The sequence below is a fragment of the Desulfoconvexum algidum genome (assembly GCF_055382125.1).
The window spans coordinates 2,537,008-2,551,545 of sequence record NZ_AP042394.1; the positions used below are offsets into that span (position 1 = coordinate 2,537,008).

The window sequence follows — 14,538 nt, forward strand, 5'->3', positions numbered from 1 at the left end:
TTAGAATAGGAGCACTGAGATGAGCCAAAAAGAAAAAAAGATGACCGATTTAGGGAAACCCAATAAATATGCAGTTATTATTGAGGAACAACCAGAAGAAGATGAGGAACTCGAATATAATATCCAGCAACAAAGAGACCCGAAAGAACCTGTTATTCCAGCAAAAGTGGAAGAGTCTCATGATGAGGTTTTAAAAGAAAAAAAGATGACCGATTTAGGGAAACCCAATAAATATGCAGTTATTATTGAGGAACAACCAGAAGAAGATGAGGAACTCGAATATAATATCCAGCAACAAAGAGACCCGAAAGAACCTGTTATTCCAGCAAAAGTGGAAGAGTCTCATGATGAAGATAAATATAAAAGTAGCATTAGAAAAGGTGATACTACATTTTCTAAACCAGATAGATATGCAAAATGGATTGAACAAAAAGTTCCCCCAGCAAATCAAACGGACGAGGCAAAACAAAATCAAAAAAGTGGAAAAGCAAAGGAATTGGAAGAAAATACCTTTGCAAATCAAAGCTTAAAAAGGATTCAGCAAACTATCGGTTTTTTTCGTCATTTTTTCATGGCATTAGTTGTTCTTTTTTTAATAGGCTTCCTTTTTATAATTAACCAGGGCGTTGAAACATACTTCAATATTATCGAGCTTCCTCTTGCCATAAAAACACTCTATCTTTTTCTAATGTTATTAATTATTTCGATTTCTGGATATTACCTTTACAAGGTTTTCTCGCTTTATCTGAAATTAAAAGAATCACCTCAAATAAATATACCCTCGATTCAGGCTATAGTCGATTGGGAGAAAGAGAAAAAAGAAGAGTCTAAAATTCTACTTAAACAGTACATGAAAGACTACACTGAAAGAACAGATTTGTTGAAGATAGGTTTTAATGATACCGACAAACATAATTTGATTGTTGCCAAACAAAAATTATCTGACATTAGATATCGTAGAACTGAAGAAGACTGGTTTGATGATTATTATTTAGAATTTCAAAAAGTTATTGACAAACATGCTGATAAAATCATCAAAAACAACTCATTACTTATCGCTTTAAAAACTGCGCTTCTTCCAGGAAAATTATTTGACAGCCTTGTTGTTTTTTATATGAATATTAAAACCACTAAAGATTTAATGAGAATTTATAAATTACGTATGTCAAATGCCTCAGCAATACTTCTTTTTTTCTATATATTTATTAGCACCTATATCATTGCTGGAAGTGCAGAAGAACTTACAGAACAATCAATGGCCACAATTATGGAGGAAGCTAATTTGGGAATTAACGAAACAACAATTGCTACCTTTGGAGTAGACCTATTAGGCAAACTTGGACCGAAGATAGCAGAAGGGACTATTAATTATTATTTTTCCAGAAGAATTGGAAATAAAACAAAAGATTTTTTGCAGCCAATTAACAAATTGGATAATTAAGGAACAATAAATGAAAAATAACAAATCGAAACTAATCATGGTCATGCTTTTGTTTTTTTCATTCTTATGCACTTATTCAAACTCCTTAGCTTTTTGGGGAACCCCGGCAGGGATAACAACCACATCACCAGCCCGTGCCGTTACAATCCTGCCATCCGGCCACCAAGTTGGGCTTTAACCCAACCGGAGTAGATGCCAAGCACCTCATGAGCCGCGCTGTGGTAATGATGGTACGAATACAAGCCATTGCGCCAGGAGTTCACCCAGTCGTTATTATGAAAGGCTTTTTCGATAACAGCCGAATTGACACTGGGGTCTGCTTCGAAAGCTTGTTTCAATAGCAGCAGTGGCAACGGGTTGTTCTGGAAAGTTCCGTCATCAGAGAATATGAATGATAGAGTGGGGTCTTTAGGCATTGATCAATCCCCTTTTCCCTTTTTTGGGAATAAACAAGGACTGGTCCTCTGGGCCCGGATATTTACGATACTATTAGAGAGAATATTATGGATGTTAAGCAAACAATGGCTAAAGCAGGTCAAGTTGCAGGCGGATTTAGAGAAAAGGTATCTAAAATTAACAAAAAGAATATCTCTTTTAAGAAAGCAATTGTCTTTACAGCATCCTTAACGATTTTTTCATTTTTTCTTGTGTGTGTGTTTCCAGATAATGAAGATACTTTTTCTACATTGTTTGTGTGGTCCCTTCTATCATTTGTTTCAATATCTTTATTGTCCATATGTTTTATGATTTTAAAAAAAATAAAAAATTATTTCATGCAGAAAGGTAAACAAAACAGTTCTCTAAAAGATAAAACAATAAGTGGGGGTGAAATAAAAGTATTTAAGCAAACAATGGCTAAAGCAGGTCAAGTTGCAGGCGGATTTAGAGAAAAGGTATCTAAAATTAACAAAAAGAATATCTCTTTTAAGAAAGCAATTGTCTTTACAGCATCCTTAACGATTTTTTCATTTTTTCTTGTGTGTGTGTTTCCAGATAATGAAGATACTTTTTCTACATTGTTTGTGTGGTCCCTTCTATCATTTGTTTCAATATCTTTATTGTCCATATGTTTTATGATTTTAAAAAAAATAAAAAATTATTTCATGCAGAAAGGTAAACAAAACAGTTCTCTAAAAGATAAAACAATAAGTGGGGGTGAAATAAAAGTATTTAAATATAAAAATTTAATGAGAAAGATAAACAGCGTGATATTTTTAATATTACTATGTGCTTTTTTATTTGCCATTTTTTTCCAAGGGGAGGAAATAAAATTGCTATTTAAATTTTCTCTTTTTGCTCTTCTTTTTAGCTCTACTGCAGCAATTGCCGCGGAAATCTATTATTTCTTCATAAACAAATTCAATAAAAGAATACCTTCCGCTAAAGCCAATATAAAAACAAAGGATAGTGAAACACAAAACACGAAAGAACCATCATTAAGTAATTTAGAAAAAAAAATAAAAAAAACTATTCCAGTCATAGTAATTTCTCTTTGTATATCAATATTTTCATTCTTCATTTACCCGAAAATCGGCCTTTTGTTGTTTGTTATGTCTTCAGTATTTTATTGTGCAATTGCTTTGGTTCGTGTCATCCACAATGTAACATCAAAAGATAGAACACCTTCATTCATATCAACCAAAGCCACTAAGCGCATACTTATTACTGTCGGCTTAGTTCTTTTTTCTGGTATTTATTTTGCGGATTCTAATTCCACTAATTTTGAGTTGGTAGAGATGCGACAGGTACCTAATATTACAGAAAAATTTTTCCAATACCAAAGAATGCACTATGTAGTAGATGATAATGTATTGTATTATCCATCATCAGACCAATATGAATTTTTAGTTACACCAGGAAATGCAGAATTATTTGGTAATGATCCGATTGTACTAAAAGGGTCTCCGGAAGATTTTAATAGTCTAATAATGGAAATTTTATTTGACGTGGAGTACGCTAACAGTCTCGGGCTTGTTTCATTTGGTGGCGGTATGGTAGCAGGTGCTGAAAATATCGTAAAAGGAATTATGGATATAATTCTTCACCCAATTGATATGCTTCAACAGTTATTCGAATCAGGAAAGAGTATAGTAAAATTATCTTACAAAATTACGACCGGAGAAGTCAGTGCCTTTGAAATAAAGCAAACTATTTTATTGAAAATTGATGACTACTGGAATAATTATAAGACGGAACAGGCAAAAGCGTTTGGGTTTGAATATTCAAAAATTGTGTTTCCAGTTGTTACAGAAGATATTTTAAAAACTGAATGTTTAGCTAGGAAATCTGGAGAGATTACAACTGAAATAATTACTTTTATTGCTGCATATTATGTTACAGTAGAAAAACTTAGACACCTCAAATTTGTAAAAAATGCTGGAGTCATTGTGGACGAATCTCTTAATGTTATTGTTGCTTCAAGGCTTGCACGGTATGCTCAGACAATAACTGGTGTTTTGCCGAGCGTAAGGAAAGGAGCAAAATATTCACAAAAATTCCGCAAGAGAGTCAAAAGTAAAAGGTCCTCTTCTTTAGAAAAACCATATGTGAATGCGAGACCACCTTATTCTCAGAGGCAAGTTGAAAACGTATGGAAGAACAGCGAACAACCAAATGGCAAACATTATGACCCCAATACAGGAGAAGAAATATTTTGGGACAGGTCTAAACCAAGAAATGGACAGTGGGATATGGGACATAAAAAGGGACACGAATACTCTAAATTACATAAAGATTATATGGATGGGAAAATTACTAAAGAAGAATTTGTAAAAGAATACCAAAATCCTGACAAATATCAAGTAGAAAGCGTAAGCGGAAATCGAAGTCATAAATATGAGGGATAATGAGTATGGATATCATTGATTTATTTCAAATTGTACGGTTAGGAGAAATTGATTCATTTATTAATCAAATTGCAAAAGCGGATATTGATCAAGTAAATGAATACAACCAAAATCTTCTTCATGAATCTGTTGCAAATGATAGAATACGAATAGGGACATTATTAATTAAAAAAGGAATAAACCTTGATCAAAAAGATGTTTCTGGTCAGACTTCTCTACATCATGCAGCTTTACATAACTCGTATGAGCTTGCAGAAAAGATTATCGAATACGGTGGAAATTTATCTATAGCCGATAGTTATGGAAATGAACCTCTATGGACTGCAGTTTTTAATGCAAGGGGGAAATATGATATAGTTAAGCTTTATTTAAAAAATGGTGCTAATCCTAATCATAAAAACAATAGCGACCGTTCTCCTTTTGATTTTGCTATACAAATTAAAGATCCCGAATTGATTGAACTTCTTGAAAACTATAATTAAAAATTATTACAAAGAAGGCACTTGATGCTTGATACATTGTCTTTGAGGAATTCCAAAAAACCGCTTTACAATAATATACAGAGCAAATCATGTATGGGTTATCCCGAGGAATATAAAAAAACATTCCGTTGTCCGGTTTTTTTCGGCAAAGAAGAAAATATGATGATAGTGAAAAAAGAAGATATGATGTTTCCCATTACCTCTTCTGATCCATACCTAAAAACGCTTCTGAAAAAACATGCAGATGATATAATTGAAAAACATTCCAAAACACAATCATTGAAAGGACGTGTCCGGTTAACCATGCAATGGTGGCCAGACCTGCCAGACCTGCCAGCCCGACCCCGATCCAGTTGATCCACAGCAGTTTTTCCTTAAACACCGTAATGGCAAGAAAAACAGACAGACCCACAATGCCGATGCTGTTCATACCAAAAATGATGGAACTTTCAAAAACTTGGCTGTTCAGGGCATTGATCATAAAGAAGATGGATCCGAAATTACAAAGACCCAGAAGAATTCCGGCAAAAAGTACCCGGGGCCTCATAAAAGGTTTCAAGGGCAGTTTTTTTAAGAAACAGGCAATGAATCCTGCAATAAAGGCCCAGGTAAACGATGCCCCAGTAAACAGGGCAGAATGACCCGGGGTAATATGTTCCTGCTGGGCATATTTCAAGATGACATCCAATGATCCCATACCAATAAACAAAATGATGGGAAAGTAAACATACCGCATATGGATTTTGGAAGATTTCTTTTTGACGGCTGTCAGGGCAAGGGCTGTCACAGCCAGGCTAATGCCTGTTAATTTCATGACGCTGACAGGTTCAAGGTAGTGAAAAATGGAATACACCATGGGGATAGCAACCGACATTTTTGTGGACACAGTAGTTACAGCCAATCCTGCTTTTTGGGCGGAGATGCCCATCATGAAAAACATGATAATCAGCAATATTCCGATAACGGCAGATAGAAAAAACCAGTCCTGCCTTGACATCTTGATGTAATATTCCACCAATCCCTTGTCGTAAAGGAACATGCCTATAAAGGAAGCCGTGATATAATTTAAAATGATTACATGGAATAGTTCGATTTTAAATCGTTCAAGGCTTCTGAAAATCATTAAGATGGATGTCGAACTCAAGATACAGAACAACAGGTGAACCATAATTTTTTAAAAGCCTTTTTAAAGAGTAAATGATGAAATTATCATATCCATTTTTTTGGGCAGGTTATCACAAATAATTGCTCGCATGGTATATATTCTGGATCACATTTAAACATTGATCCTCCCCATATAATTTGGACACCCAGTTAAGCCACTTTTTATATCATATGGAAATATTTCCCCAGTTAAGTATTAGTATCCAAAGTTGGAGTATCCAGCCACCTGAATTGTCATGAATACCAAAAGAATACATCACCGGAAATCTGGATTAATGTTGATGCCAATCATGGAAGGATCTTTGAGTTTTACAATCATGGAAACCCATGACATTACTTTTGTTCTTGAACGCTGTTTTCAAGCACGGCCTTGTTACCGGCAGGCGTGAAGTTGCATAGCAATTCATGGGGGCGCTCGCTATTATACTTATTTATCCAATTTACAATTAGGTCCCCTACCTATCTTAAGCCTGAATCTGGTGTGTAGATGATATTTTTTTAGAGATTAGCGACAATACGAAACCCGCCATCAAAACGAATACCCCAGCCAAAGATAGTCCCCAAGGTGGTGCAGCAGCAGTTTTCATGGTAACCCAAATAGTAACGTAAAGATTTACAAACATAGCAGGAAGGCAAATCGCAGGGAGTGCCCAATACGCCCAGACTAATCCCTGTCTAAAAGGTTTCAAGAGTATAATGGTAGCCGCAATGGAGGTTGACAGCCATCCTCCCCCAGCCGCTTTCATTAGAGCTATTAGTAAGATTTGAAACGCAGGGCTCACTTCAGACCAATCTTTCTCAACAGCTACAGAATGATATGGCATAAATTCCGACCGTGATAAGTAAATTAAAGAGAATGTGAAAGAAAGCAATAAGGCTATTGTGTAGCAAGTGAATGACGCTTTAATACTCCATGGCATTTTTTTATCCATTATTACGCTCCTTTTTCTTACAAGGTTGAAAGTTCAAGCCTTTTTCAATTAATTAAAGAAAAACTGATCAAATAAAATGAGGCCCTCTGGTTTTCGATTCGCTGGGAAATTCGACGGTAATCAAAATAGATCGATAGCGACACCATAAAGTAATGTGCTTGGGGTTGTATGAACCGACATGAGGAAAACAATCTGTATAGAGATGATATAACATGTAAGATAAGGTAGTTATTCTTTTTTGTCAATAATTGAACTACCTGATATTCCCGACATAAGATTGACACCCGAAACAAGGGCAACCTATTTTTGGATAATTTTTTGGAGATGAAAAAAAGAGCGTTATGTCTGATCCTCCCCCGATATTTTGGACACTCAGTTAAGCCTTTTTATATCATTTGGAAATATTTTTGAGGTCAAGGATAAGTATCCGAAGGTGGAGTATCCAGAAGCCTAAATTATTAAGGATACCAAAAATATACATCAACGGATTTTTTCCTGAAAATCCCTTAACTCCTCCTAATCTCTCATATAACGACCGACCAGTCGATTCATTCCAATGAACTGGGGTTCGATTTTTTTCAGAAACTGCCACATTGTTAGCCCTGCTTCCAGCTCAACCGGCTCTTTAAGTGCCAGCACCCAGAAGTAATAGCTGTGAAGCCCATGTCCATTGGGGGGCATGGGGCCATTGTATCCGATTTGGCCAAAATCGTTCAGGCCGTTGTTATACTGTTTAGTATCTTCATCCAGATGGGTGACATTACCCGGGATATTATATAATACCCAATGCACAAATCCATAGGTGCCGTCACCGGTCACAAGAGGAGCATCCGGATCATGACAGATAATGGCAAAAGTCATTGTATCCTGAGGTGGATCGGTCCATAATAATGAGGGTGAAACGTCTGTTCCTTCGCCGGTGAATTGAGACGGAATTAAGTCGCCTTGCTCAAATGCATCGCTTTTTAACTGCATTACAGATGGTGCAAAACCATAACTTGCCTCCTTATTTAAAGATGTGTGAATCTCTCAAATTTAATAGCAGAATTCAGCTTCCTAATGTGACCAAGTAAAAATGGACACTTTTCTTAAGCGAATTTCCTATTTCACAGCATCTCTCGTACAGATGTTATATAATTACCCCCAAAAATGCCGTGTTGCTTGTTTAGGCTTTGAACCTTTAGTTCAAAAGGCGGGTGTCCAATATTACCTTCTGGCTTTTCCATACCATCTGGAACCTGCGCACCGGTAAAAGAGTGGACTCCCATTTATTATGCATTAGGACAAAGACAATCAGGCAATCACGCACATTCCAGGGGCAAAATTAATTCGAAATTGAAATCGTTATCTTGAATAGCACTTCTAAATTGATTGTTTATTCCAGCTTAAAGGAGACTTTTAATTTGATACGGTAACCAACAATTCTGTTATCCTCCAAACGCATATCCATCTTGACAACTTCAGCTATACGCATGTCCCGAACAGATTTGTCAACAGCAGCAACGGCAGATTTAGCAGCATCTTCCCAAGAAATTTCAGAAAAACCTACAATTTCAACAATTTTGTAAACGCTTGATTCCATGGTAATCTCCTTTCAAAGGTTAAAATGAGCTTAAAGATGAGCTTGCTACAATTTTAAATGAGAGTAGAGAATTATTGAGCCAGATGATTAATGATATAGATATTAAATTTTTTTGTATACTTGTTTAATATTTTTATTTTTGATATCTTTGGTGGGATAATACTTAAAAAATCAATAAGTTATTTGGATGCAAATTAATTCGTTATTCATTAACCTTATTCCGCAAAACTCCAGCACATATTAAAAATAACAACCCGCCTTCTTTCCAGCATCATTTATTCCTCAGTGGCTGGATTCCTTCCCTTACGTGGTGCTTTTTCATTGACCTGGGATTTACCAAACCCGATAAGAATAAAACCGGCAGTCAAGGATAAGTATCCAAAGGTGGAGTATTCGGAACCTGAAATAGTTTAGGATACCAATCCAATTGTGAATTCTTTGGACGGTTATTTTCCCCTCAACATCAAAAGTCCCTTCTGATCTTCCTGGTAATGACACCCAATGATTTTAAAATCGATTTTGTCAGTGTTGCCCAGTCTGTCTGAGGATTTACGCAACGGTTGTTGGCAACCATGCCAAACCGGATGCCCTCCGTGGTTATCTGCGTGAGACCATCACGGACCAAAAAAGGATGGCAATGTATTGGGCGGTAAGGTTAAGATCCTATCGCTGCGGTTTCATTTTCAAGGTTCCGTAGGTCAGCAGGGCCTGGGCAGCATAATAGGTAAACATTACCCAGAAACTTGAATGGGCAATGGGTGCAACAAACATGGGATAGGCGATCAAGGCGTCGGAAACAATAAACAGCACGGCCCCTGCGATGATGATACCGTTAGTGTAGAGCCCCAGGCAGGCGGATACACCCATGGCCAGAATGACGCCGAGATATACAAAAATCGGGACTTTCATGGGCCCGAGTGCCGGGTAAAGCTTAGCGGCAAATTCCAGAGTAAACAGGGCCATGCCCCCCATGACCAGGGCTCGCATCAGAGTAAGGCGAGGCTTTCGTAAAAACAAAAAGATATAGCAGAGATGAGCCAGGATAAAAGCCCCCATCCCGGCCTCAAACAGCCCCTCCACCGGCAACTCAAGTAAAATATCCCCGATTCCAGAAAACACGAGCCCCGCCCCCAGCAGTCGTTTACCCGGCATATTGAGGAAGGCAAAAAGGGCCAGGCAGGCAATGGGAACGGTTTTGACAAGCCAGCTTAAGGTGTAAAACTCGGAATTTGAGAAGGCTAAAAAGACAGTGGAAAAGACTATGAACCCGGTGATCAGAAACCGATTGAGCCAATTTTTTTCTTTTTCCACAGCACCTCCTTTTTATCCTCTGGTTTGAGAGACTTTACCATATTGTTCCTTGACCTGCGTAGAAATTTTTATGAAAATATTTCCAACCTCGGTAAATTCCATAGCGCACAAAGACGACAGGCAAACCACCCGGGAGTTCATTTATCACACAGACAAGCAACATTACATCAATACCGGCAATGCCTTCCCCCGCCTGGTTACGATATACTGTTTTATGGTCCCATGAGCTGCGAAAGCCTTATTCTCAACAATTAGTATCCCTGTCTTGAGTATTCAGCGGTCAAATTTGTCATGTATACCAAAAGAATACTTCACCGGAAATCTGGATTAAGATTGATGCCAATCATGCAAGTTATGCAGCGAGTTTGATTATGTTGTGAGTATTTTATTCCTTTTATTATTCAATTTTATTCAAAAAAGATTTTTTAATCTTTCTTTTTATTCGTATAATTCAAGTCGATAATCTGGGGACAGAATGAGAAAAGCCCGAAGCTGCAACTCCGGGCTTTAAATTCGAGCTACTGCATTTAGCCGGAAGCCCAAACAATTATATTATTTTACATCATCTTCCGGCTGGCTGCAAGACCGGAGGACTGCTTTGTCTTGTTACTAATTTCGATTACATGCCGATGGTGTGATTTTCCTTTTTTCCTCTGCCGTGTGTGCTGGAGAGGCCATGTATATTGTTGTGATGCTTGTCGTACGGCTGGGAACCTTAAAAACAAAAGAGAGGCACAGAGAAGATACCGCCAGACCGAAAAGGGAAAAAAGAATCATCGGGAAGCAGAAAATCGTCGTCGATACCGTCAGGCTATCAAAAAAAGAAAAAACATGGATGATACACCTTCCACAGTGCTGCCAGTCTGGTGTACGACAATAATCATATGGACTCAACATCATATTTTTAGCCTTCAAATTAAACCATGCTGCAGATTCTGTTGCGTTTTGGGTCAACTTGTACCGGAATTTCCCAGACGGGGATATGGATAGTCAACAAAACCGGGAGGTGATTCATGATAAAGAAGACAATTTTAAACTCCGGGAGAATACGTTGCGTCGAACGAGGGTTTAGTTTTATTCCCCATCGTTTTCTTACGGATGGCTTTTGGAGCTTATTGACCCAGTATGAACTTTTATTGTACTTTTTCCTGGTCATGGTCGGGGATCGTAACGGGCTGAGTTTTTACAGTTATGATAAAATATGCACTCTGCTTCAAATACGGTTGGATCAGTACATCCAAGCCCGGGACGGATTGTTGGGAAATGATCTGATTGCCTTTGACGGTACAATTTACCAGGTGCTTTCCCTGCCGAAAACTTCTGTGAAGATATCGAAAGCGGCCCCCTCTCCTTGTAAAACCCGTCAACCCGAATCGGTTGGTAATATTCTGACTAAAGTATTCATGGAGTCAAACCGTGGATAAGCGGCAACAAAAACAGCCGCTTTATTATGATATGAATCAGGTTTGTCGTGAATATCTCGACTATTTTCAAAGAGTTCAGCAAAGCGGTCCAACACAGATTGGTGCTATAACAAGAGTCGTTAAGGCATTCGGCATTTATTTGCAAGAATCCAAGGTAAAACTGACCAGTCTCAACATTGAACATGTGGATGGCTTTTTAGTGGTGTTCAATGCATCGTATGCAAAAACGACCCGGCGTCTGTACAGGTCCTATTTGAGATGTTTCCTGCGTTATCTCTATAATGAAAGAAATTTAATTAAACAAAATCTGGCCGACCTTTTGATTGGACCGCCAATGTTTGCTAAATCCAAACCACCGCAGTTCTTGCGCCCCCATGAAGTACAGAAATTATTTAAACATTTACCTCATTTTACTGCCTGTGAACTTCGAACCTATGCCCAAGTCCATCTGGCTTATTTTTTAGGATTGAGACCCATTGAAATCAGTCGAATCACCCTGGATGATATTTTTTTCTCCAAAGGGTTGTTGAATGTGAAGAACAGAAAAAACAATTGTCCCCTTCAATTGCCGATCCCGGAAGATACACTAAAAGCCATTGCAGCTTATCTTGTCGGAGGAAGGCCCAAAAATCTGGGCAGAACTCTTTTTTTGATTTTTTGGCCCAACCCCACTCCCATGAGTGCAGGACTTGTCGCTCAATATTTGACAAAGGCTCTACGGGATGCAGAGCTTCCTGGTACAGCCTATTGGTTACGGCATACTTTTGCCCAGAACATGTTGGAATCAGGTGCCAGCATCTTTGAAATCAAAGAAATGCTTGGTCATGATAGTATTGAATCCACGAGACAATATCTGAGCATACACACGTCTCTAATGCGAAAGGTCTTATTTGATGAAACCGTTTAAAAGTTTTTTAAGCCAAGAACTGGAAGCTTTCATTTCTTATCGACAAGGGCTTGGTTACAGCGGTGAGCGAATCAGGAGTCCCCTTCGGACTTTTGACCGATATATCAGACGGCAACCGAATTCTTCAATTGTCTGGGAGACGCATTTTTATTTGAAATTCAGAAATGAGATTAAACTTGAGCCATCTTCGATAAACACCATCCTATATGCTGTTCGATGCTTTTTTGAATACTTGAGACGAAACCATAGCCACTTGAAAAACCCTTTAAAAGATTTGCCCTGCCTGCCCCAGCGTGCATTTATTCCTTTTGTATTTTCATCGGAACAGGTTGAGCAGTTATTGAATGCCACATGCCGTCGAATCCGTCAAAAACATCAATTTTTTATCAAAGATCTCAGCGAATATACAGTGATCCTGCTTCTGGCACGTTGTGGGTTGAGGATCAACGAACCTCTGCGTTTAAAGATGAGGGATTATCGGCCTTATGAAAGAACCATTTATATTGAAAAAACAAAATTCAAAAAGGACAGACTTATCCCCATACCTAAATCCGTTGCAGAGGCAATTGATAATTATTTATCAGCCAGGGCAACTATAAATGATAAAAGTATCAATCCATTCCTATTTATTGGTCGAAAACAAAAAAGACTAACCCAATATCGTATTCGTAGGATCTTTCATGAGACAGTAAGTGATATCGGTATTAACACAACCCGGCAAATCATTGGAGACACTGTCTTTGGAAAAGCTACGCCACATTGTTTGAGGCATTCTTTTGCCATCAACACCTTGAGATTAGCCATTGCCCGAAAACAATCGCCACAAAATGTCTTGCCCGTGCTTGCGACTTATCTGGGCCATGTTGAATACCGTCATACAATGAAATACTTGAAAGTAGTTGATGCCAAAAGCAGAATGAGTTTATTTGATTTTGCAGGCACACAAAGGGAGTATCCATGAGGCTGACCAGTTGTGTTATTATGTTTTTTGATCAATACCTGCCCCACATAAAAGGTTGCAGTCCCAATACCATAAAAAGTTACCGGGATACCATTGCCCTTTTTTTACCTTTTGCTGCCGAGCATCACTCAGTTAAAATTGATTCCCTAAAATTGGAACATCTTTCAACAGACTTGATATTAAATTTTCTTAATCAGCTCGAATCTCACCGTCATAACATAGCTAAAACTCGTAATCATCGCTTGGCTGTGTTAAAATCCTTTGCCAAAATGATTCGTTTTATGTATCCGGACAAGCAAAAATTAACGGATACTATCATTGCCATTCCTCAAAAACGCAGTCAAAAAAAGTTGATAGGATTTTTATATCCCCAGGAAATTATCAAGATCTTTAAAGCAGTGAATCTTACTCAAAAAGATGGCTTCCGGGATTATACTCTTTTACACCTTTTATATGACACCGGTGCCAGGGCAACAGAAATCGCAACGCTTCAGTTAGATTATTTTGATTATAAAAATAAGACTCTGGCTATCCTCGGCAAGGGAAATCGATATCGACAAATTGAGATCTTGTCGAAAACAGCAGAGCTTGTCCACCAATATATTATCAAATACCGTCGTTCTCCCAATCTGCTTTATATAGATAATTTGTTTATCAATCAAAGGGGAGCAGCACTTACACGGCATGGTATCAATCGCCTTTGTAAGAAGTATCTTGATCGGGTGTTAAACTCAAAGCGGTTAACTCTCATACATCCTGTTCATAGCTTTAGACATTCTTGTGCTATCCGGATGGTCTCTGAGGAAAAGGCCATATCTGAAATCAAAAATCGTCTGGGCCATTCGAACGTTCAATCTACAATGGTTTACCTGCAATTGGATTTGAATAAAAAACGGCAATTACAGGATGATTTTATCAAGTTCACCCGGCAGCACCTTGCATCAGATCCGAAAATCGATGAACTGGTTCAATGGGAGAACAAACAAAATATTCTTGAGTGGCTGGACAGTCTTTGAATACCTGTAAGGATCGTCAAAGACATCGCCAAATAGCGGATTGGAGCAGATTCTTATGTTACGTCTTTTATTACAAATTTGTGTTATACCTGGCAACATACTGAATTTAAAGACTTTTACAGTCTCCATTCGAAAACACTGCAAATGTCCTGCTATCAATGAGATAGGGCAACTCGCAACATAATGCAAGTATCCTTGAGTTTCATCCAGGGTGCTTTACTCCAATAAAACGTAATGGACTTTTGAAAAATTTAATTTTGTCCAGTCCCATATAATGGAATCAAAATCAATTTACCTTTATCCTGTATTTTTATCAAAACTAAGGGTTTCCCTGATTGACAAGTCACTTCAGGCTTACTAAAAAAATAGAATTTACGTAAAAAACAAACCTGTGACGATGCAGGATCGGAAAATCACGAGCCTATTTACTATACAAGGTGCTGTGAAACCATTCATTCACCAAGATATTGGA

Annotated in this window: 15 protein-coding genes and 1 other RNA gene; 8 read left to right on the forward strand and 8 right to left on the reverse strand. The window is 37.9% G+C overall.

Features of this window, described 5'->3' with window-relative positions; all coding sequences use genetic code 11:
* The first annotated feature begins 19 nt into the window (after positions 1–19).
* Positions 20–1,441: a DUF697 domain-containing protein gene (locus ACZ45G_RS11670; protein WP_464178255.1), complete on the forward strand. Its 1,422-nt coding sequence runs from the start codon at positions 20–22 to the stop codon at positions 1,439–1,441.
* 140 nt (positions 1,442–1,581) lie between these two features.
* Here ACZ45G_RS11670 and ACZ45G_RS11675 read toward each other — a convergent pair whose 3' ends face one another.
* Entirely contained in the window at positions 1,582–1,857 is a 276-nt protein-coding gene (locus tag ACZ45G_RS11675; protein ID WP_464178257.1) for a hypothetical protein, read from the reverse strand.
* Positions 1,858–1,944: 87 nt separating this feature from the next.
* On the opposite strand from ACZ45G_RS11675, the gene ACZ45G_RS11680 reads away from it, so the two are divergent.
* Both ACZ45G_RS11680 and ACZ45G_RS11685 read left to right on the forward strand, forming a co-directional pair.
* A complete protein-coding gene (locus ACZ45G_RS11680) occupies positions 1,945–4,287 on the forward strand; it encodes an HNH/ENDO VII family nuclease (RefSeq protein WP_464178259.1) in 2,343 nt (780 codons plus the stop codon).
* A 5-nt stretch (positions 4,288–4,292) separates the two neighbouring features.
* On the forward strand, positions 4,293–4,769 hold the full coding sequence (locus ACZ45G_RS11685) for an ankyrin repeat domain-containing protein (RefSeq protein ID WP_464178262.1): 477 nt from the start codon (positions 4,293–4,295) through the stop codon (positions 4,767–4,769).
* A 196-nt stretch (positions 4,770–4,965) separates the two neighbouring features.
* Here the strand turns inward: ACZ45G_RS11685 and ACZ45G_RS11690 are convergent, their stop codons facing one another.
* The 7 genes from ACZ45G_RS11690 to ACZ45G_RS11720 form a co-directional block, all read right to left on the reverse strand.
* Positions 4,966–5,937 (reverse strand): hypothetical protein, encoded by a 972-nt coding sequence (locus ACZ45G_RS11690; RefSeq protein ID WP_464178264.1) that lies wholly within the window; start codon positions 5,935–5,937, stop codon positions 4,966–4,968.
* A 460-nt stretch (positions 5,938–6,397) separates the two neighbouring features.
* A complete protein-coding gene (locus ACZ45G_RS11695; protein ID WP_464178266.1) occupies positions 6,398–6,865 on the reverse strand; it encodes a hypothetical protein in 468 nt (155 codons plus the stop codon).
* A 516-nt stretch (positions 6,866–7,381) separates the two neighbouring features.
* Positions 7,382–7,840, reverse strand: coding sequence for a YbhB/YbcL family Raf kinase inhibitor-like protein (locus tag ACZ45G_RS11700; protein WP_464178268.1), 459 nt, complete (start codon positions 7,838–7,840; stop codon positions 7,382–7,384).
* Between the two features lie 161 nt (positions 7,841–8,001).
* A non-coding RNA gene (gene ssrS, locus ACZ45G_RS11705) (6S RNA) lies at positions 8,002–8,187 on the reverse strand.
* A 53-nt stretch (positions 8,188–8,240) separates the two neighbouring features.
* Positions 8,241–8,447, reverse strand: coding sequence for a dodecin family protein (locus ACZ45G_RS11710; protein WP_464178270.1), 207 nt, complete (start codon positions 8,445–8,447; stop codon positions 8,241–8,243).
* 275 nt (positions 8,448–8,722) lie between these two features.
* Positions 8,723–8,815: an HU family DNA-binding protein gene (locus ACZ45G_RS11715; protein WP_464178273.1), complete on the reverse strand. Its 93-nt coding sequence runs from the start codon at positions 8,813–8,815 to the stop codon at positions 8,723–8,725.
* A 295-nt stretch (positions 8,816–9,110) separates the two neighbouring features.
* Positions 9,111–9,758 (reverse strand): lysoplasmalogenase, encoded by a 648-nt coding sequence (locus tag ACZ45G_RS11720; protein WP_464178275.1) that lies wholly within the window; start codon positions 9,756–9,758, stop codon positions 9,111–9,113.
* A gap of 676 nt (positions 9,759–10,434) precedes the next feature.
* Here ACZ45G_RS11720 and ACZ45G_RS11725 point away from each other — a divergent pair.
* The 5 genes from ACZ45G_RS11725 to ACZ45G_RS11745 all read left to right on the forward strand — a co-directional run bounded on the left by ACZ45G_RS11725 (position 10,435) and on the right by ACZ45G_RS11745 (position 14,066).
* Positions 10,435–10,638 (forward strand): hypothetical protein, encoded by a 204-nt coding sequence (locus tag ACZ45G_RS11725; protein WP_464178004.1) that lies wholly within the window; start codon positions 10,435–10,437, stop codon positions 10,636–10,638.
* Positions 10,639–10,771: 133 nt separating this feature from the next.
* Entirely contained in the window at positions 10,772–11,182 is a 411-nt protein-coding gene (locus ACZ45G_RS11730; RefSeq protein WP_464178006.1) for a hypothetical protein, read from the forward strand.
* The gene (locus tag ACZ45G_RS11735; protein ID WP_464178008.1) at positions 11,175–12,089 is read left to right on the forward strand and encodes a tyrosine-type recombinase/integrase; all 915 of its coding nucleotides are present in this window, start codon (positions 11,175–11,177) and stop codon (positions 12,087–12,089) included. Before ACZ45G_RS11730 ends, ACZ45G_RS11735 begins: the two co-directional genes overlap by 8 nt.
* Positions 12,076–13,050 (forward strand): tyrosine-type recombinase/integrase, encoded by a 975-nt coding sequence (locus ACZ45G_RS11740; RefSeq protein ID WP_464178010.1) that lies wholly within the window; start codon positions 12,076–12,078, stop codon positions 13,048–13,050. Before ACZ45G_RS11735 ends, ACZ45G_RS11740 begins: the two co-directional genes overlap by 14 nt.
* The gene (locus ACZ45G_RS11745; protein ID WP_464178012.1) at positions 13,047–14,066 is read left to right on the forward strand and encodes a tyrosine-type recombinase/integrase; all 1,020 of its coding nucleotides are present in this window, start codon (positions 13,047–13,049) and stop codon (positions 14,064–14,066) included. Before ACZ45G_RS11740 ends, ACZ45G_RS11745 begins: the two co-directional genes overlap by 4 nt.
* Positions 14,067–14,538 lie beyond the last annotated feature (472 nt).

What these genes read in the sequence shown, in the direction of transcription:
- ACZ45G_RS11680 (WP_464178259.1), top strand. Translation starts at nt 1,945, where the DNA reads ATGGATGTTAAGCAAACAATGGCTAAAGCAGGTCAAGTTGCAGGCGGA.
- ACZ45G_RS11695 (WP_464178266.1), bottom strand. Translation starts at nt 6,865, where the DNA reads ATGGATAAAAAAATGCCATGGAGTATTAAAGCGTCATTCACTTGCTAC.
- ACZ45G_RS11670 (WP_464178255.1), top strand. Translation starts at nt 20, where the DNA reads ATGAGCCAAAAAGAAAAAAAGATGACCGATTTAGGGAAACCCAATAAA.
- ACZ45G_RS11690 (WP_464178264.1), bottom strand. Translation starts at nt 5,937, where the DNA reads ATGGTTCACCTGTTGTTCTGTATCTTGAGTTCGACATCCATCTTAATG.
- ACZ45G_RS11730 (WP_464178006.1), top strand. Translation starts at nt 10,772, where the DNA reads ATGATAAAGAAGACAATTTTAAACTCCGGGAGAATACGTTGCGTCGAA.
- ACZ45G_RS11745 (WP_464178012.1), top strand. Translation starts at nt 13,047, where the DNA reads ATGAGGCTGACCAGTTGTGTTATTATGTTTTTTGATCAATACCTGCCC.
- ACZ45G_RS11700 (WP_464178268.1), bottom strand. Translation starts at nt 7,840, where the DNA reads ATGCAGTTAAAAAGCGATGCATTTGAGCAAGGCGACTTAATTCCGTCT.
- ACZ45G_RS11710 (WP_464178270.1), bottom strand. Translation starts at nt 8,447, where the DNA reads ATGGAATCAAGCGTTTACAAAATTGTTGAAATTGTAGGTTTTTCTGAA.
- ACZ45G_RS11685 (WP_464178262.1), top strand. Translation starts at nt 4,293, where the DNA reads ATGGATATCATTGATTTATTTCAAATTGTACGGTTAGGAGAAATTGAT.
- ACZ45G_RS11740 (WP_464178010.1), top strand. Translation starts at nt 12,076, where the DNA reads ATGAAACCGTTTAAAAGTTTTTTAAGCCAAGAACTGGAAGCTTTCATT.
- ACZ45G_RS11725 (WP_464178004.1), top strand. Translation starts at nt 10,435, where the DNA reads ATGTATATTGTTGTGATGCTTGTCGTACGGCTGGGAACCTTAAAAACA.
- ACZ45G_RS11675 (WP_464178257.1), bottom strand. Translation starts at nt 1,857, where the DNA reads ATGCCTAAAGACCCCACTCTATCATTCATATTCTCTGATGACGGAACT.